Below are 18,342 nucleotides of genomic sequence, written 5' to 3' on the forward strand. Positions count from 1 at the left end.
GCCGCACCGCTGTCGGCCAGGCCCGCCGTCAGATCGTTCCCGCAGCGCCCGGGCAACCCCGGGCCCGACGCCATGAGGGCGTGCTTCGACCACCGGACCCAGCCGCAGCCACGTGCCCGGCCCCCGGGTCCCGCACCTCCGTCGTAACAGGAGCTCCGGATGACCTACGACCACCTCGAGCCGACTGCTCCGCCGGACCTGCGGATCGGCCTGCTCGGCAGTTACGGCGGCTGCAACACCGGCGACGAGGCGATCCTCAAGTGCATCATGAGCTGCCTGCGCGCCCACCGCCCGCACGCCCGGCTCGTCGTCTTCAGCCGCAACGCCGAGCACACCCGCATCCACCAGCCGCAGGCCGATGAGGTCGTGGACTGGGAGGGCGTCCCGCAAAAGCCCGTGCTCGACACCCTCGGCAGCCTGGACCTGCTGGTCCTCGGCGGCGGCGGCATCCTCTACGACGGCGAGGCGCGCCGCTATCTGCGCCTGGTACGGGCGGCGCACGAACGCGGGGTGCCCACCTTCGCCTACGCCGTCGGCGCCGGCCCCCTGCGCGACGCCGACGACCGGGAGGCCGTCCGCGCCGTCATCCCGGAGATGACCGACATCGTGGTCCGCGACGAGGAGTCCCGCCTGGTCCTGGAGGAGGTCGGCATCGAGCGCGACCTCACCGTCACCGCCGACCCGGCACTGCTCCTGCCGCCGGAGCCCTTCACCGAGCAGATGATGCGGCAGGAAGGGCTGCCCCTGGACGCCCGGCTGGTCGGCATGTCCGTACGGGAACCCGGCAGAGCGGCCGAGAAGCTCGACGAGGCCGACTACCACGCCCTGCTCGCCGACGTCGCCGACTTCCTGGCCCGGCGCCTGGAGGCACACGTCGTCTTCGTCCCGATGGAACGCCAGGACGTACGGCACGCCCACGGTGTGCTGTCCCGGATGAGCGCCCCGGACCGCGGACGCATCCTCAACAACTCCTACAGCCCCGGCGAGATCCTCGGCTTCATGAGCCACCTGGACATCGTCGTCGGCATGCGCCTGCACGTCGTGATCTTCGCCGCGCTCACCGGGCTCCCCGTGCTGCCGCTGCCGTACTCCGGGAAGGTCTTCGACTTCGCCCGCCGTACCGGCGCGCCCGCCCTGGTCGGCGTGGCGCGGGAGCAGGCCGGACTGCTGCTGGCGGAGGTGGACCGGCTCTGGGACGAGTTCCCGCTGCGCCAGGACGACCTGAGGAACCGGGTGCACGGCCTGCAGACGCTGGCCCGGGAGACCTGCGTGCGCTGCGGGACCCTGCTGGACAGCCTCGACGGCGGCACGGGCGGCGCACAGCACGCCGAACACGCCCATCTGAGCCTGACCGGCCCGCAGGCGCCACCGGCCTGACCGCCCCCGACGGGAGCCCCCATGCCGATCCTCACCCCGCCCGAGCCCGACCGGACCGTCACCCTCCCGCCCCGTCCGGCCCGCCACGGCGGCCGGACGGACGTGCTGGTCGTCGGCGGCGGACCGGCCGGGACCGCGGCGGCGTACGCGGCGGCCGAGGCCGGCGCCGACGTCGTCCTCGTGGAGCGCTACGGCTTTCTCGGCGGCAATGCCACCGTGGCGCTCGTCATGCCGCTGATGTCGTTCCACAACGAGCAGAAACAGGCCGTCTTCGACGACTCCGGCCGGCTCGGCCGGCTGCTGCCCACCGACCACGGCGAGGGCGAGTCCGTGGTGGCGGGATTCCTGTGGGTGCTGCTGGACCGGCTCACCGCGCGCGGCGGCTGTGTGCCGCCGTCCCCCGAGACCGGCTACACCGTCCCCTTCGACCCGGAGATCTACAAACTCGTCCTCCTCGACCTGCTCGACGAGGCGGGCGTGCGGATGCTCTTCCACTCCTTCGCCTCCACCGCGCTGCCCCTCGACGACGGCTGGCGCGTGGTCTTCGAGACCAAGTCGGGCCCGGTCGTGATCGACGCCGGGATCGTCATCGACGGCACGGGAGACGGCGACATCGCCGCCGCCTGCGGGGCGCCGTACGAGATCGGACGCCCGGAGGACGGGCTCGTCCAGCCGATGACGCTCATGTTCCGCGTCGTCGACTTCCTCCAGCCGCGGTTCGCCGAGTACGTCCAGGACCATCCCGACCAGTGGCGGGGCGTGCACGGGCTGTGGGACCTGGTGCGGGAGGCCACCGAGGCCGGTGAACTGCGCCTGCCCCGCGAGGACATGCTCTTCTTCGGCACCCCGCACCCCCATGAGGTCAGCGTCAACAGCACCCGCGTCACCCGGGCGCTCGGCACCGACGTGTGGGACCTCAGCCGCGCCGAGTTCCTGGCCCGCCGTCAACTGGCCCAGATCGACCGGTTCCTGCGCCGGCGCGTGCCCGGCTTCGAGGACTCCTACATCGCGCAGAGCGGCGTCCAGATCGGCGTGCGCGAGACCCGCCGCATCCTCGGGGACTACCACCTCACCGGCCACGACATCCTCGCGGCGCGGGCCTTCCCCGACGCCGTCGCGCACGGCGCCTACCCCGTGGACATCCACAACCCCCGGGGCAGCGGCACCGTCCTCAAGCGCGTCCCGCGCGGCAGCTTCTACGACATCCCCCTGCGCTGTCTGCTGCCCCGGGACACCGAACGCCTGCTGGTCGCCGGACGCTGCATCTCCGGCTCTCACGTGGCCCACTCGTCCTACCGCGTCATGCCGATCGCCATGGCGACCGGCCAGGCCGCCGGCGCCTGCGCCGCCCTCGCCGTCCGCCTCGGCCGCACTCCCCGCGCGGTACCCCACCACCTCGTCCAGCGCACCCTCCTGCGCCAGGGCGCCCATCTGCGTCTCCAGCCGAGAGAACCGGCCCCGAGCGAGGACTAGAGGCAGCGGCGAGCCACCGCGCTCCCGCTCCGAAACGGCATCTCCCCTGATCGTTTGATCGCAAACGATCGATACGATGATGGGCGTAGAGTAAGGCACTCCGGGATCATGCCGCCGCCCGGATCTGTCACCGACCAGGGGGAACCCCATGCGACTCCATGTCGACCAGCGTCATGAGCGGGTGCTCGAGCTCGTCCGCGAACGGCGCAGCATCCGGGTCGCGGAACTCGCCGCCGAACTCGGCGTCTCCGCGGTCACGTTGAGACGGGACGTGGAGGCGCTGGCCGCCCAGGGGCGGGTGCACCGGCTGCACGGCGCGGTGGTCTGGCCGGAGGACACGGCGGCCGGGCCGCGCGAGCGCTCCGAGGGTGCCGGGAGCGCGGTGATCGGAATGATCGTGCCGACCACGAACTACATCTTCGCCGAGATCGTCCGCGGCGCCCGGGAGGCCGTCGCGGCCCAGGGCGGGCGGCTGGTCCTCGGGGTGTCCGGATACGTCGACGCGGAGGACTCCGTCCAGGCCGAACACCTCATCGCCGGGGGAGCGCAGGGGCTGCTCGTCGCGCCCAGCTGGTTCGGCGGCGTGCCCGAGGGCGGCCAGGAGAAGTGGCTGCTGGAGCATGACGTCCCGGCCGTCCTGGTCGAGCGCTCGGCCCCGCCCGGCAACCCCGCCGCCGTCCTGGACCGGGTCCGCACCGACCGCGCGCACGGCGCCGCCGTGGCCGTCGGCCACTTCGCCTCCCTCGGTCACCGGAAGATCACCGCCGTGCTCCAGGAGGGCCCGCACGCGGTGCAGATCTCCGCCGGATTCCGCTCCGCTGTACAGGCGTTGGGGCTCGACATCGACATCGACGCCCCCGCGGTGCGCGAGCACGGCGACTACGAGGCGAGCGTCGACCACCTCGTCGACGCCGTGCACAAGCGGGGCGTCACGGCGGCGCTGGTGCACAGCGACGAGGACGCGATCGTGCTGGTGCCGCGGCTGCAGGCCGCCGGGGTACGGGTCCCGGACGACCTCGCGCTCATCGCCTACGACGACGAGGTCGCCGGCATGTCCGACGTGCCGCTCACCGCGATCGCCCCGCCCAAGCGCTCGGTCGGGGAACTGGCCGCCAGGCTGCTGCTCCAGCGGCTCGCCGAGCGCCGGAACGAACAGCCGCCCGGCCCGGGCCAGCACCTCGATCTGCTCCCGGTGCTGAGGGTCCGGTCGTCCTGCGGCGGCGAAGCGATCACTCCGTGAGCGTTACGTTCGTTGCGCGATCGTTTTGATTGTCTTGGTCGAACGCTCTTGACGTCGATCGTCCTGACCCAAAAGATGTCCTGCGACCGCCTCTTTCCGTACGAGGTCTCGTAGGAGACGTGCCATGACGCGCACTACCCGTTCGTTCCGCAGCACCGCCGCAATCGCCGCCGTCGCCGCCCTCGGCCTGCTCGCCACCGCCTGTGGCGGCGACGGCGACTCGACCGACACCGCCGCCGACGGCAAGCCGGTCACCCTCACCTACTGGACCTGGACCCTCGGGGCCAAGTCGACCGTCGACGCGTTCAACAAGACGCACAAGGACATCAAGGTCGAGCTCACCGAGATACCGAGCGGCACCGAGGGCTACAGCAAGCTGGCCAACGCCGTGAAGGCGGGCAACGCGCCCGACGTGGCCACCATCGAGTACCAGATGGTTCCCGAGTTCGCCAGCCAGGGCAATCTGATCGACCTGACCGAGCACGCGGGCGAAACGGTCAAGACGAAGTTCCCGCAGGGCATTCAGGACCTGGTGACCTTCGGCGGCAAGACCTGGACCGTCCCCTACGACGCGGCCCCGCAGCTGTACTACTACCGCACCGACCTGTTCAAGAAGTTCGGCATCGAAGTCCCCAAGACCTGGGACGAGTTCAAGGCCGCCGCCGCGAAGGTCAAGAAGCAGGACAAGAGCGTCCGCCTCGCCTCCATGCCGAAGAACGACCCCGCGCTGCTGGCCGCCCTGTCCTGGCAGGCGGGCGCGAAGTGGTTCTCCGTCGAGGGCGACGCCTGGAAGCCCGCCGTGGACGACGCCGCGACCAACAAGGTCGCCGGCTACTGGGACGGTCTCATCGAGGACGACCTCGTGCAGTCCTACACCGGTTACAGCCCCGAGGAGACCAAGGCCCGCACCTCCGGCAAGACCCTCTCCTTCCTCGGCGCCTCCTGGTCCGCGGGCGGCATGAAGACCGCGATGCCCGACCTCGCCGGGAAGTGGGCCGTCGCCCCCCTGCCCAACTGGGGCACCGCCGCCACCGGCAACTACGGCGGCACCTCCTACGGCGTCCTCAAGGGCAGCGACAACGCCGAGGCCGCCGCGGAGTTCATCACCTGGCTCACCACCGACAAGGCCGGCGTCCAGGCCCGCCTCGCCGACCTGGAGTCGCCCAGCAGCGCCCTGCCGGCCAACCCCGAGATGCGGGAGGTGGCCGCGGCGAAGTTCGACACCGGTTACCTCAACGACCAGGACCTCTACGCCCTCGCCTCCGAGCAGGCCGAGACCATCGTGCCCGGCTGGACCTGGGGCCCGAACCAGATGGACGTCTACACCGCGGTCCAGGACGAGACCGCCAAGTCCGACTTCACCTCGGGCGTCAAGGCCGGCCAGCAGAAGGCCGAGTCCGGTATCACCGAGCGCGGCCTGAAGCTCGCGAAGTAGTCACACGGCCGCAGCCCGACGCCGGCACCGCCGGGACCCCACCGTCCCGGCGGCCCGCGGCCCCTCGGTCCTCCGGCCGGACCCCACCGTCCCGGCGGCCCGCGGCCCCCTCGGTCCTCCGGCCGGACCCCACCGTCCGGGCGGCCCGCGATCCCTCGGTCCTCCGTCCCGACACCACCCGCCCGACGGCCCCGGGCACCCCCGCACCACCCGACCCACGCGGCCGAGCTACCTCGCCAACCCCCCTCCACCGCCCAGCCCCGCGGCCGAACTACTCCCGCCGCCCAACCCCGCCGCCGTCCACCTCGGCAGTCTCCACCCCGCGCGCCCGAGTCACCTCCGCCGAACTCCGGGGCCGAGTCACCTCGCCCGAACCCCCTCCGCCGCCCAACCCTGTGGCCGAACCCCCTCCGCACTGCCCGCCCCGCGCCCGAGCCACCTCCGCCCAACTCCGAGGCCGAGCCCCCTCCACGGCCCAACACCACGGCCGAGCCACCTCCACCGCCCAGCCCCGCGGCTGAGCCACTCGCCCGACCCCGCGGCCGTACTACCCCCGCCGCCCAACCCCCGGCCACTCACCCCGCCGCCCACCAACCCCCAGCCACTCACACCGTCACCCACCAACCCCCCGCCCACCCGCCACACCCCCGCCAAGGAGCCCCTGTGGCAGCACCGTCCGCCCCAGTCGTGCGCCCCGTGGCCGTACGCGCGTCCGCGCCCCGGCCCCCGGCCGCCTCCCGACTCCGGCGCAGTCAGCGCCGCGCCGCCGCCCTGTTCATCGTCCCGTTCTTCGTGCTGTTCGCCGTGGTCATGGCCGCTCCCATCGTCTACGCGGTGTGGATGAGCCTGTTCCAGGAGCGCTCCTCCGGACTCGGCTTCGGCGGCACCGAGCGGGTGTTCGCGGGCCTGGGCAACTACACCAAGGCCCTGGCCGACTCCGGCTTCCGCGCCTCCTTCTCCCACATCGCGCTCTACTGCGCCCTGTACATCCCGGTCATGATCGGCGGCTCACTCGCGCTGGCGCTGCTGGTGGACTCCGCGCTCGCCCGCGCCAAGCGGTTCTTCCAGCTCGCGCTGTTCCTGCCGCACGCGATCCCCGGACTGATCGCCTCGATCATCTGGATCTACCTGTACACGCCCGGTCTGAGCCCGGTGCTCGACTGGATCGGCGCACTCGGCGGCTCCTGGGACTTCTACAGCAACGACCATGTGCTCAGCTCGCTGGTCAATCTGACCGCCTGGCAGTGGACCGGCTACAACATGGTCATCTTCTACGCCGCCCTCCAGGCAGTCCCGCGCGAAGTGATCGAAGCGGCCGTCGTGGACGGCGCCGGCGCCCTGCGCACGGCCCTCCAGATCAAGGTGCCGATGATCGCCTCCGCGGTCGTGATGACCGTGTTGTTCACCTGCGTCGGCGCGATCCAGATCTTCACCGAACCCAAGCTCCTCAACCAGCGCGGCGCCCCCTCCATCGACACCGAGTGGTCCCCGACCCTGTACATCTGGAAGGCCGGTTTCGTGCAGCACGACTACGGCCTGGCCGCCGCCGCGTCGCTGATGCTCGCCGCCCTCGGCGTCGCCCTGTCCTACCTCGTCACCCGGATCGGCAACCGGTGGAAGGCCGCGCAATGAGCACCCTCACCCAGGACACCGCACCCACCACCCGCCCCGAGGCACCCGCCAAGCGCGCACCGGCCACCCGCCGCCGGGGCCCCTCCGGCGCCCTGCTCTCCAAGGGCGTCGTCAACGGAGTGCTGATCGTCGCCGCGTTCTACACGCTCATGCCCATCAGCTGGCTGCTCTTCGCCGCCACCAAGAACCACCGCGACCTGTTCGCCACCTCCGGCTTCGCCTTCGGCGACTTCAACCTCTTCGCCAACCTCGAACGCGTCTTCACCTTCAACGATGGCATCTACCTGCGCTGGTTCGGCAACAGCATCCTCTACTCCGTCGTCGGCTCCGCCGTCTCCACCTTCATCTGCGTCGCCACCGGCTACGCCTTCGACAAGTACGACTTCCGCGGCAAGGAGAAACTGTTCGGCCTGGTCCTGGGCGGCGTCCTCGTCCCGACCACGGTCATCCAGCTGCCGATGTACCTGCTGGCCACCAAGGCCGGCGTCGTCAACACCTACTGGGCGCTGCTGCTGCCCGCCCTGGTCAACCCCTTCGGCGTCTACCTGGCCCGGGTCTTCTCGGAGGGCTATGTCCCCGGCGAGGTCCTGGAGGCCGCCCGGGTCGACGGCGCCGGCGAGATACGCACCTTCGCCCGCATCGGACTGCCCATGCTGATGCCGGGGTTCATGACCATCTTCCTGTTCTCGTTCACCGCCAGCTGGAACAACTTCTTCGGCGCCCTGGTGATGCTCAACGACGAAGAGCTCTACCCCGTCAACCTCGGCCTGTTCATGTGGAACAGCGTCACCCAGCAGCAGCCCGAGTTCTACTCGCTCGTCATCACCGGCTCCCTCGTCGCCGTCGTCCCGCTGATCGTCGCCTTCGTCTGCCTCCAGCGCTTCTGGCGCTCCGGGCTGACCGCCGGCGCCGTGAAGTGACGATGCCCGCACCGGAAGGCACCCCCCTGAACAGCACCCCCCGCCCCCACACGGTCCTGGCCATGGGCGCCGGCATCCACCGCCAGCTCCTCGACGGGACCGCCCTCACCCGCCTGCGCGCGGTGGCGCACGTGGACACGACCGCCGCGGTCACCGACCTCGCCACCGCCGACCCCCGTCAACTCGCCGCCGCCGAGGTCCTCTTCACCCACTGGGGCGCCCCCCTGCTCACCGAGGACGCGCTGGACCTGATGCCCCGGCTGCGCGCGGTCGTGCACGCCGCGGGCTCCGTCAAGCACCACGTCACGGACGCCGTCTGGCAGCGCGGCATCACGGTCTCCTCCGCGGCCGCCGCGAACGCCCTGCCCGTCGCCGAGTTCACCCTCGCCGCCATCCTCTTCGCCGGCAAGCGCGTCCTCGACGTCGCCCGCGTCTACGCCGACACCCGCGCCCACCCCGACCTGCTGCCGTACTACAGCGGCCACGGCAACTACCACCGCACCGTCGGCATCGTCGGCGCCTCCCGCATCGGCCGCCGCGTCATCGAACTGCTGCGCCCCTTCGACCTCGACGTCCTGCTCTACGACCCCTATGTCGACGCCCAGGAGGCCCGCGCCCTCGGCGTCGAGCTCGTCGGTCTCGACGAACTGGCCCGGCGCGGCGACGTGGTGTCGATCCACGCGCCCCAACTCCCCGAGACCCACCACATGTTCGACGCCCGGCGCATCGCCCTCCTCAAGGACGGCGCCACCCTCGTCAACACCGCCCGCGGCAACCTCGTCGACACCGACGCGCTCCTCGCCCACCTGGTCACCGGCCGCGTCCACGCCGTCCTGGACGTCACCGAACCGGACGTGCCCCCGGCCGACTCGCCGCTGTACACGCTGCCCAACGTCCTGCTCACCCCGCACATCGCCGGCTCCCTGGGCAACGAACTCGGCCGGATGACCGACTGGGCCGTCGACGAGGTCGCCCGCTACGCCCAGGGCCTGCCCCTGGCGTACGAGGTCGCCCCCGACGAACTGATCCGCTCGGCCTGAACACCCCCCGCGAGAAAGGTCCTTCATGTCCGGCGCCGCACACCGCGTCCTGGTCGTAGGCATCGACGGCGTACGCCTCGACACCCTGAACCGGCTCGCCACCCCGCACCTCGACGCGCTGGCCGCCGAGGGCTTCCTCGCGCCGGTCGAGGTGGACGAGGAGACGCCCACCATGTCGGGCCCGTGCTGGGCGACCGTCGTCACCGGCGTCACGGTCGCCCAGCACGGCGTGTGGAGCAACGACTTCACCGGCCACCGCCTCGACGTCTTCCCCGACTTCACCACCCGGCTGGCCGTCCAGGACGGTCTGCGCACCTTCGTCGCCGCCGGCTGGGAGCCCCTGCTGCAGTCCCGCGCCGGCGGCCCCCTCTTCGCCGCCCCCTCCCGGTCCGCGTACGTCTCACCGACCGCCGACACCGCCGAGGCCTGGGAGCGCTGCGACGAACAGGTCACCGAGGCGGCGGTACGCGTCCTCGCCGACGCCTCCGACCGCGCCGACGATCCGGTCGCCTCCTTCGTCTACCTCGGCGCACCCGACGAGACCGCGCACATCCTGGGCTGCGGCGAGGCCTACGAGGCCGCGATCCGCCGGGCCGACGCCCGCCTGGGCCGCCTGCTGGACGCCGTCCGCTCCCGGCCGTCGTACGCCGACGAACGCTGGACCGTCCTGGTCGTCACCGACCACGGCCATGTCGACGCGGGCGGCCACGGCGGCCGTACGGCCGTGGAGCGCACGGCGTGGCTGGCCGCAGCGGGTCCCGGCATCGGCACCCCCGCCCGGGCGCTGCGCCACGCCGACGTCGCCGCCCAGGCGTTCGCCGCCCTCGGCCGTCACCCCGACCGGCACTGGACCCTCGACGGGGTGCCCTTCGCGGCCGCCCCGCACGCCGTGCTCCTGGACATGGACGGCACCCTCGTGGACACCGAGTCGCTATGGCTGCGCACGGTCCGCGAGGCCGCTCCGGGCATCGAGCCGGACGACCTGTTCCAGGCCCTGGGCCGCTCGGCCGCCGACACCGCGGCCCTGCTGCGCCCCGAGGACCCGCGGACCCTGGCCGAGGAACTGGAGGCCCGCTTCCTGACCGCCGTCCAGCGCGAGACCACCGCACTGCCCGGCGCCCTGGCCCTCCTCGACCTGCTCCAGGAGCTGGACATTCCGGCCGCCCTGGTCTCGGCGTCCTCGCGCCCGGTCGTGGACGCCGTCCTGAAGACGCTCGGCGCCGACCGGTTCCGCACCACGGTCGCCGAGGGCGAGACGCCGCGCACCAAGCCCGCCGCCGACCCCTACCTCGCCGCCGCGCGCGCCCTCGGCGTCGACCCCGCCGCCTGTCTCGCCGTGGAGGACTCGCCCACGGGCGTCGCCGCCGCCGAGGCCGCCGGCTGCCGCGTCCTCGCCGTCCCCTCGTACACGCCGATCGCGCCAGGGGTCCGGCGCACCGTACGCCGGGGCCTGGAGGGAATCGGCAGGCGGGAGCTGTGGGCGGCGGGACTGTGACGCCGTAAGCCGACATTTGTTCGGGGCGTGGGGGCGTGCTTACGATCGCCTCCCGCCCTCCCCGAGGAGCCCGTATGCCGTCCGCCCGCCGCCGTCTGCTGTACGTCACCGACCTGGCCTATCCGGCCCGCGGGCGCCGGTACTGCGACGAGGACATCCACCTCACCTCCCGGCTGCGCGAGGACTTCGACCTCGCGCTGTGCCATCCGCGCGAGGCGGTGGCGCTGATGGACGGCTTCGACGCCGTCGTGGTGCGCAACAGCGGGCCGGTCCTGGAGTACCCGCAGGCCTATCAGGCGTTCCGCGAGCACGCGGCCGGCACCGGGGCGCTCGTCTACAACGAGCTGACCGGGCGGGGCGACATGGCGGGCAAGCGGTATCTGCTCGACCTGACCGCCGCGGGCTTCCCGGTCATCCCGACCGTGGACCGCGCACAGGACCTGGACCGGCTGCCGGCGGCCGAGCGGTATGTCGTCAAGCCCAAGCTCGGCGCGGACTCCATCGGCCTGGAGATCGTCTCCGCCGGACGGGCCCGCGAGCTGGCCGACGGCACCGTCCTCGTCCAGCCCTGCATCGACTTCTCCTACGAAGTCTCCTTCTACTTCGTCGACCACGACTTCCAGTACGCCCTGTACGCCCCGGACCCGAAGCGGCGCTGGGAGCTCCAGCCGTACGAAGCCACCGGCGACGACCTGGAGTTCGCCCGCCGCTTCATCGACTGGAACGCCATCGGCCACGGCATCCAGCGCGTCGACGCCTGCCGCGCCCCGGGCGGGGAGCTGCTGCTGGTGGAGCTGGAGGACCTCAACCCGTACCTGTCGCTGGACGCGCTCAGCGAGGAGCGCAGGGACGCCTTCGTCGTGGCGCTGAAGGCGTCCCTGCACGGGATGTTCAGCCGAGCCTGACGGTGATCCGCTGGGTGGCGCCCGCGGTGCCGCTCAGGTCGCCGAAGGTGAGCCGGAGGGAGGAGCCGGTCGTCGCCGAGGTCACGGTGGCCGGCTTGGACGTCACCGAGGCGACCGCGCGGTTCCAGGTGAGGGTCAGGCCCGTCCGCATCCGCATCGGATCGCTGACGCAGATCACCGCGGTGCCGTCACTGCGCTCACTGATCATCACGCAGCACGGGTCGCTCGCCACGAGGTTCCCCGCGGTGCCGCCGAACCAGAAGTTGACGGCGGTGAAGCCGAGCGAGGGAACGGCCACGCCCTGCTGGTCGTTGGTGTTGGCGAGGACGGTGAGCCAGCCGGTGGCGGCGGCCCGCGCCTGGGTCTGCGCCGCGGTGGCGCCCGGCATGAGCAGATAGGCGTAGCTGCCGGCGGTCGGGTCGGTGCCGTGGTCGACGTACATCGTCAGGTACTTGCGGTTGATCACGGCCGTGGAGCCGCCTCTGTTGATGTCGCTCCAGCGGCCGTCGCGCGCCTCGCGCAGCGCCTTGACGGTCGCCCCGCCGGGGAAGACGTACCCGCCGTGGCCGCCGATGTGCGCCCAGCGGGCGCCGGTGAGCGTCTCCGACCAGGGGTAGGCGAGCGGCTTGGTGGTGCCGTCCACGGTGAAGGAGGTGTTGCCGGTGGGGCCGAGGTTGCGGTTCTCGACGGTGGTCTCCACGGCGGTGCCGTCGGTGCTGCGGATGCCGGCGCCGAGGCAGACCACGGTGTCGTCGAGGAAGAACCACGACTTCTTCGCCAGCAGCGTGGACTGCAGCCCCTTGAGGTACTGCCCGATCGCCGCCCGCTGCCCGTCCGTGGCGCCGCCCACCCAGTGCACGTCGGGCAGGGAGGCCCCCCAGTCGCCCCCCGCCGCGTCCGCGAGGACCTTGCGCGAGGCGGTGGTGCCGGGCAGCCGGTAGGGGTCGACGGTGGGCCAGAAGGCGTCGCTGTACTGGCCGTTGGCGAAGGTGTCGCCCCACCAGGAGAGCATGCCGGAGCCGGTGTGCCAGCCGCGCAGGTTCTCGCCGTTGCCGGTCTCGTAGTAGGTGATCCTGCGGTCCGCCATGCTGAGCGACGCCGCCCAGCCGGGTCGGCGGTGGGTGGCCCGGGCCATGTTGGGGAAGAGCCGGTGGCCGGTCGGTTCGGCGAGCGGAGTGATCGTCGTGTCGTCCAGGACGGACTTCAGGCGGGCCAGGTTCGTCAGCCCGAGGGAGGGGTTGCTCATCGGCGGGCTGTAGTAGTCCCGCTGGATCCAGCCCTTCACCAGCCCCCGCCAGCGCGTGTTCTCCGTGGCGCTCGCGCCCTGTCCGAGCAGCACGATCGACGCGAGGATCGGATGACCGCGCAGGTGATCGTCCTGCTGGATCCGCTTGCTGTCGGAGGCGGCCACCCCCCGGCTGATCGCCCGGCCGGACACGGAGTCCATCACCAGGCCGTTGTAGAGGAAGGGCGCCCAGGCGTTCTCCACGGCGTCGAACACGATCTGCCGCTTGGCGTCGGTGACCGCCCAGCTCGACCCGTTCAGCAGCGCGAACAGCATGCCGAGCCCGCCGAGCAGGACCGAGCCGTAGGAGCCGGTGTAGGGCACGGTGGTGTGCTGGACGAACGATCCGTCGCTGTACAGCCCGTCCCCGCTGGTGACGTACGGGAAGACGGGCGACAGCGCGTCCCGGGCGAGCGCCACCTTGGCGGAGCTGCCCCCGACGATGCCGCGCAGCGCCAGCACCCGGCACAGGTCGACCCGGTTGGCCCCGGTGCTCGTCCCGGTGTAGTTCGCGACCGCGGAGTCGGGCACGAAGTGGTCGACGGCCGCGCAGTACTGGGCGAGCTGCGTGGCGGTGAGCGAGGAGTACATCAGGACGCAGACGTCCAGCAGCGCCTGCGGGGCGCCGATCTGCCAGCTGTACCAGTTGCCGTACCGGGTCCGGGTCGCGTTGTACACCTCGGCGTGGAGGTGGTCGAGGCCGGTCAGCACGGCGGTCCGGAGGGAGGCGTTGCCGGTCAGTCCGGTGCCGGGCTGGCAGTACGCCTGGGCGAGCGTGAGGAGCCGGTAGTAGCTGGCTGCCATGTTGCCCGAGTAGCCGTAGGACTCCTGGTCGGTGTCGGGTTCGGGGTCCGCGTAGACCAGGTCCGGCCACAGCGAGCCGGCGGCCGGGGCCATGGAGGACTGCAACTGGCTCGCGGTGCTGCCCAGTTCGGCGAGCCGGCTCTTGAAGGGCTCGGCGGTGGGGCTGAACCCCTCGCCGAGCAACAGGGTGCGCCACTTGGCCCGCAGGGTCGCGAACTCGTCGGCCTCGGCGGCGGCGGCGCCGGCCGGAGCGGAGAGCGTGAGGGCGAGGGCGGTGGCGGTGCTCGCGGTCAGAAAGCCGCGACGGGACCAACGAGTCGTCATGACGGCGGTTTCTAGCACGCCATCGATCAAACGCTCAACAACTCTGACTGAATTGAACGTTCCGATCGCTTTACGGGCAGGGGTCGGGTGAACCTCGGACGAGACCGTCTCCCCGCCCCGCCCCGCCCCGCCACTCCGAGGACGACACCCAGGAACTGCCGCCCGTCTCCATCGGTCCCGGCACCCCGCGACGCTCCCGGTGCCCCTTGCCCCTTGCCCCTTGCCCCTTGCCCCTTGCCCCGAGCCGCCGTCGCCGCAGCCCTGACCGCCGCGGCCCTGATCGGCTTCGGCGGCGCCCTCCTCCTGCCGCACGACCAGGACGCCCGCCCGGACAGCGGCGCCGCGCCCCCACCACCCCCGGCCGCATCCCAGCCCCCTGCCGCCTCCGTCTCGGCCGCCCCCGACCCCGACGGCCCCCGCACCCCCCACGAGGGCGACACCGGCCCCGAGGTCACCGAACTCCAGCAGCGCCTGCTGACCGTTCCGGACGTCTACGCCCCGGGCCCCACCACCGGCCGCTACGACGCCGGCCTCACCCGGGCCGTGGCCCGCTTCCAGCTCTGGTACGGCATCCGCGGCGACGAGACCGGCGTGCCCGGCGACGACACCCGCCTCGCACTGGAGTCCCGCACGGCGGCGTTCGGCAACTGAGGCGCCCCGTCCGGCCCCCTCGAACGCCGGGCAAGGGGTGCGGAAAACGGCGCGGCGAAAGGAGCGGCGGGCGTCAGCATGGGCAGCGGGCCCCGCGCACCCGGCGCCCGGCCCGCTCCGACCCGAAGGCCCTGCCGATGAACGGCTCCCGCATCCCGGGCCTGGTGCTGCCCGTCGTCTTCCTGCTGGCCCTCGTCGTGGGCGCCGTCTGGTACTGGCGGCACCGCCACGACGACTGACCGCGCCCGGACGTCAGCGCCGCTCGGCCAGGGCCTGGGAAACCGCCCGCACGCTGCGCGCGATGTGCTGCAGCTGCATGACCTCCGCCGCGTACAGCTTGATCGTGTGCTCGATGACCGACTCCGGCATACCCAGGGCGGGAAGGTCGGCGCGCGCGGTCTGCAGCGCGGTGCGGGCGACCCGGATCTCCTGCTGGACCTGGAGCTGGGCGTGGCGGGCGAGCAGCACGGGGTGGCGGATCAGCGCGGGGTAGCTGGCGTAGCGGGCCGGCACCAGTTCGCGCAGCCACTTGGCGGCCGAGCGCTCCCAGTCGTAGGTGCCGGGCGTCTTGACCTGGCAGGGCCAGTCCGACGTGATCCGCGTGGTCATCAGGGTCATGGTGATCGCTTCCGGTGTGCGGCGTCGTGAGGGTGGTCCGACGAGGTCGGGGCGGCCCCGGCCTAGGGGATGACCGGGACCGCCCGGCCGAGCACCCTGGGCGCCGACGCGGGTAGGAGACGGCGGCTGCGGGTGCCCGTCGCGGAGCCCGCGGGGCTGACGGCGTGCGCACGGCGGATGGGGTGACGTGCGGAGCGGACCGTCGGCTCGCCGCGGGCGGTGCGGCGTGGAGAAGTATTTATATATGCCGTACGCTTTGCAAGACGTATGAAAACATTCATGCTCGAAAAGGGGTGGATGCGGCCCCTGTGGCACGGTTTGTCGAAGGCGGTGGGGGAGGCCCGTGGGCCGCCGGCCAGGTCAGTCCCGGAGGAAGAACTGGTGCTGGTCGGAGATCTGCTCGTACTCCTCCAGCCGGGCCTGGGTGCGCTCCGGGTCGGCGTCGGTCATGGCCTGGAGCAGCGCGGCGGCCATCACGCCGGGCGCCGCGTAGGAGTCGAAGACCAGCCGCGATCCGGTGCCGGTGGCGAAGACGACGTCGGCCGCGTCGGCCACCGGACCGAGCGCCAGGTCGGTGACGAGCGCGACCCGCAGCCCCGCGCTGCGCGCCACCCGCACGGCCGTGAGCGTCTCCTGAGCGTGCCGCGGCATCGAGAACGCCAGCACCCAGGTGCCGCCCGCCTCGCGCGACTGGAGCAGCGCGTCGTAGGCGACGCTGCCGCCCCGGGTCACCAGCCGGACGTCGGGGTGGATGCGGCGCGCCGCGTAGGCGAAGTACTCGGCGAGGGACGCCGAGATGCGCAGGCCCAGCAGGGTCAGCGGGGTCGAGCGGGACAGCTCGCGGCCGACCTCGATCACCTGGTCGGGGTTGCCGAAGTCGCGCCGCAGGTTCTCCAGGTTGTCGATCTCGGCGTCGACGGCCGCCTGGAGTTCGTTGCTGCTGTTCTCCTCGGCCGCGCCCCCGGCCAGGGCGCCGAGCGCGATCGACTGGAGCTTCTCCCGTAGCGCCGGGTAACCGCTGAAGCCGACCGCCCCGGCGAAGCGGGTCACCGAGGGCTGGCTGACCCCGACCCGCTCGGCGAGATCGGTGATCGACAAGAACGCGGCCTCGGTGATGTTCTCGATCAGGTACTGGGCGACGCGCCGCTGTCCCGGGGACAGATGAGGGCCGTCGAAGAGCGTTCTGAGCTGGGAAGTCGGGGATGCCTCCGCCTCTGCGCCGATTTTCCCCGAGGTGATCGCGGATGCCTGTGCGCGTGCCTGCTGCGGCGATGGCACCGGTGCGCCTCCTTTGTCTTCCACAGTGCCTCAACATAGCTCACACGCTGTGCAGGCCAGGAGGTTGGAAGCGGCCACGGGGGAAGCGGAAGGCGCGTGCGGGGTGACGCATGAGCGGGACGGCCAGAGCGATCACCATGATCATCGGCGATAAATGATGATCGAATGACCGACCGTGTCGATCGGACGACTGCTGTCGATCAACTCAGCGAGCCGACCGGTCGCCTTGGCCACCGACGAGTCCGACACGACCAGCAGCCCGCGGACCTCCCGAGGGGGCACCGTCCGCGGATCGGCGGCGTCGATGCCGTAGTACGACGGCACACCGCTGCCCTTGTACACGAGCCAGATCCGCTCGCCCTGGTATCGCTCGCGCAGCCGGTCCGCCAGCCGCCCCAGGTCCTGCCCCCAGTCCACGGCGGCATCGTGCAGCCGCAGATGCGTCTTGGCCGGACCGCCGAACGCCTCATTGGAGTACGGCAGATAGTAGGGAAACGTCCGCAGCGAGCTGACCGCCACGAACACCACCGCGACCACCGTCACCACCGCCGCGCGCACCCGCACCCGGCCGCTTCCCGCACTCGGCACACAACCCGCCGCCACCGCAAGGAACATGGGCACGAACACGGCGTACCGCGTCCCGAAGTCCCGCGACCCCTGCATGGCCGCGGCCAGCAACACCGCCGTGGGCACGAGCAGATAGGGCGCCGCGGGCCGCAACCGCCGTACCGCGACGGCCGCCACCGCGCCCGCGGCCCACAGCGCCAGCATGCCGAGCGGGGTCTTCACCAGCAGCGCGGCCGGCAGGTAGTACCAGAGCGAGCCGGTGTAGAGCCGCCCGAACAAGAACCCCTGCCACCGCTGGTTCTCGAAGGCGAACTGGATCCGCATCCCGTCCCGGTACGCCTCCGGGAACGGCAGCAGGTCGACGACCAGGCCCCGCAGCCCATGCACCGCGGGCACGGGCTGCTCGGGCGCCCAGCGCAGCCGCGGATCGACCACCAGGTACGCGGCCCACACGACGGCCACCGCGGCCAGCAGCACGACACCCGCGCCCCCGACGGCCCGCCCGAGCGCCAGGCGCCGCCGGGGTTCCGACGCCGCACCCCACACGGACACCGCCGCGAGAGCCATCAGCACCGGTACCGCGGGCAGCGCGCTCATCTTCGTGGCCAGCGCCGCCCCGACGGCCGCTCCGGCGAGGGGGAGGTACAGGCGAGGCCGCAAGCGCGCCCGCCACAGCAGCCACACCGACGTCAGCAGGAAGCCCGCCGCCATGACGTCCAGCGTGGCCAGTGAGCCGTGGGCGATGAGGTCGGGGGAGAAGCAGTACAGGGCCAGCGCGGTCAACGCGGCCGCCGCCCCCGCCAGTTCCCGCGCGAAGGCGAACACCACCAGCCCGAACAGCAGCGTCAGCACGATCACCGGCAGGCGCGCGAGCAGCATCAGCCGCCAGGGGTCGTTGCCCGACTCGTACAGCAGATGCCGCCCGACTTCGCCCTGGTCGCCCTCGAAGGACGCGTCGTAGCGCGGATCGGCGAGCGCCACCCCGGCCGCCACGACCAGCTTCCCCAGCGGGGGGTGCTCCGGGTTGAGGCGCAGGCTGTGCTCGTGGAGGTAGACGGCGGCCGTGCCCACGTAGACCGGCTCGTCGATGGTCGGCGTCTGCCGCACGGCCGTCGTCACCATCGCGACCGCCATCTGGGCGAGCAGGACGGTCACCAGGAGCGGCACGAGCCAGGGCCGACGGGCGGGGGGCGGCGACTCATGGGCCGCCGGGCGGGTCTCCAGGAGCTGGCGTGCCATCATCCGCCCACTGTGCATCAGCTCTCGCCGCCGGGTTGGTCACCGCGTCCGTGGAGGGA

14 protein-coding genes are annotated in these 18,342 nt (G+C 72.2%); 10 read left to right on the forward strand and 4 right to left on the reverse strand.

What is annotated here, in order from left to right; translation table 11 throughout:
• The first annotated feature begins 159 nt into the window (after positions 1–159).
• The 9 genes from ACWD11_RS16535 (at position 160) to ACWD11_RS16575 (ending at position 11,517) form a co-directional block, all read left to right on the forward strand.
• A complete protein-coding gene (locus tag ACWD11_RS16535) occupies positions 160–1,377 on the forward strand; it encodes a polysaccharide pyruvyl transferase family protein (RefSeq protein ID WP_389417169.1) in 1,218 nt (405 codons plus the stop codon).
• Between the two features lie 21 nt (positions 1,378–1,398).
• Positions 1,399–2,850: an FAD-dependent oxidoreductase gene (locus ACWD11_RS16540; protein WP_389417170.1), complete on the forward strand. Its 1,452-nt coding sequence runs from the start codon at positions 1,399–1,401 to the stop codon at positions 2,848–2,850.
• Between the two features lie 148 nt (positions 2,851–2,998).
• Entirely contained in the window at positions 2,999–4,090 is a 1,092-nt protein-coding gene (locus tag ACWD11_RS16545; protein ID WP_451283644.1) for a substrate-binding domain-containing protein, read from the forward strand.
• A gap of 124 nt (positions 4,091–4,214) precedes the next feature.
• On the forward strand, positions 4,215–5,525 hold the full coding sequence (locus tag ACWD11_RS16550) for an ABC transporter substrate-binding protein (RefSeq protein ID WP_451283646.1): 1,311 nt from the start codon (positions 4,215–4,217) through the stop codon (positions 5,523–5,525).
• A gap of 663 nt (positions 5,526–6,188) precedes the next feature.
• Complete coding sequence (locus ACWD11_RS16555) at positions 6,189–7,157, forward strand: carbohydrate ABC transporter permease (RefSeq protein ID WP_389417173.1); 969 nt, start codon at positions 6,189–6,191, stop codon at positions 7,155–7,157.
• A complete protein-coding gene (locus tag ACWD11_RS16560) occupies positions 7,154–8,077 on the forward strand; it encodes a carbohydrate ABC transporter permease (RefSeq protein WP_451283649.1) in 924 nt (307 codons plus the stop codon). Before ACWD11_RS16555 ends, ACWD11_RS16560 begins: the two co-directional genes overlap by 4 nt.
• Positions 8,078–8,079: 2 nt before the next feature.
• Entirely contained in the window at positions 8,080–9,117 is a 1,038-nt protein-coding gene (locus ACWD11_RS16565; protein ID WP_389417175.1) for a hydroxyacid dehydrogenase, read from the forward strand.
• Between the two features lie 25 nt (positions 9,118–9,142).
• Positions 9,143–10,612, forward strand: a complete 1,470-nt coding sequence (locus ACWD11_RS16570; protein ID WP_451283651.1) for an HAD-IA family hydrolase — start codon at positions 9,143–9,145, stop codon at positions 10,610–10,612.
• 74 nt (positions 10,613–10,686) lie between these two features.
• A complete protein-coding gene (locus tag ACWD11_RS16575; RefSeq protein WP_389417177.1) occupies positions 10,687–11,517 on the forward strand; it encodes an ATP-grasp domain-containing protein in 831 nt (276 codons plus the stop codon).
• Here ACWD11_RS16575 and ACWD11_RS16580 read toward each other — a convergent pair.
• Complete coding sequence (locus ACWD11_RS16580) at positions 11,504–13,930, reverse strand: polysaccharide lyase 8 family protein (protein ID WP_451283653.1); 2,427 nt, start codon at positions 13,928–13,930, stop codon at positions 11,504–11,506. The genes ACWD11_RS16575 and ACWD11_RS16580 overlap by 14 nt on opposite strands.
• 234 nt (positions 13,931–14,164) lie before the next feature.
• On the opposite strand from ACWD11_RS16580, the gene ACWD11_RS16585 reads away from it, so the two are divergent.
• The gene (locus tag ACWD11_RS16585) at positions 14,165–14,581 is read left to right on the forward strand and encodes a peptidoglycan-binding domain-containing protein (RefSeq protein WP_451283655.1); all 417 of its coding nucleotides are present in this window, start codon (positions 14,165–14,167) and stop codon (positions 14,579–14,581) included.
• A gap of 252 nt (positions 14,582–14,833) precedes the next feature.
• Here the strand turns inward: ACWD11_RS16585 and ACWD11_RS16590 are convergent, their stop codons facing one another.
• The 3 genes from ACWD11_RS16590 to ACWD11_RS16600 form a co-directional block, all read right to left on the reverse strand.
• The gene (locus tag ACWD11_RS16590) at positions 14,834–15,199 is read right to left on the reverse strand and encodes a hypothetical protein (protein ID WP_389417180.1); all 366 of its coding nucleotides are present in this window, start codon (positions 15,197–15,199) and stop codon (positions 14,834–14,836) included.
• Between the two features lie 360 nt (positions 15,200–15,559).
• The gene (locus ACWD11_RS16595) at positions 15,560–16,477 is read right to left on the reverse strand and encodes a MurR/RpiR family transcriptional regulator (RefSeq protein ID WP_389417181.1); all 918 of its coding nucleotides are present in this window, start codon (positions 16,475–16,477) and stop codon (positions 15,560–15,562) included.
• A 141-nt stretch (positions 16,478–16,618) separates the two neighbouring features.
• Positions 16,619–18,286 carry a phospholipid carrier-dependent glycosyltransferase gene (locus ACWD11_RS16600; RefSeq protein ID WP_451283658.1) on the reverse strand — a complete coding sequence of 556 codons (1,668 nt, stop codon included), beginning with the start codon at positions 18,284–18,286 and terminating at the stop codon, positions 16,619–16,621.
• Positions 18,287–18,342: the final 56 nt, after the last annotated feature.

The organism is Streptomyces sp. NPDC002776, from assembly GCF_053592195.1.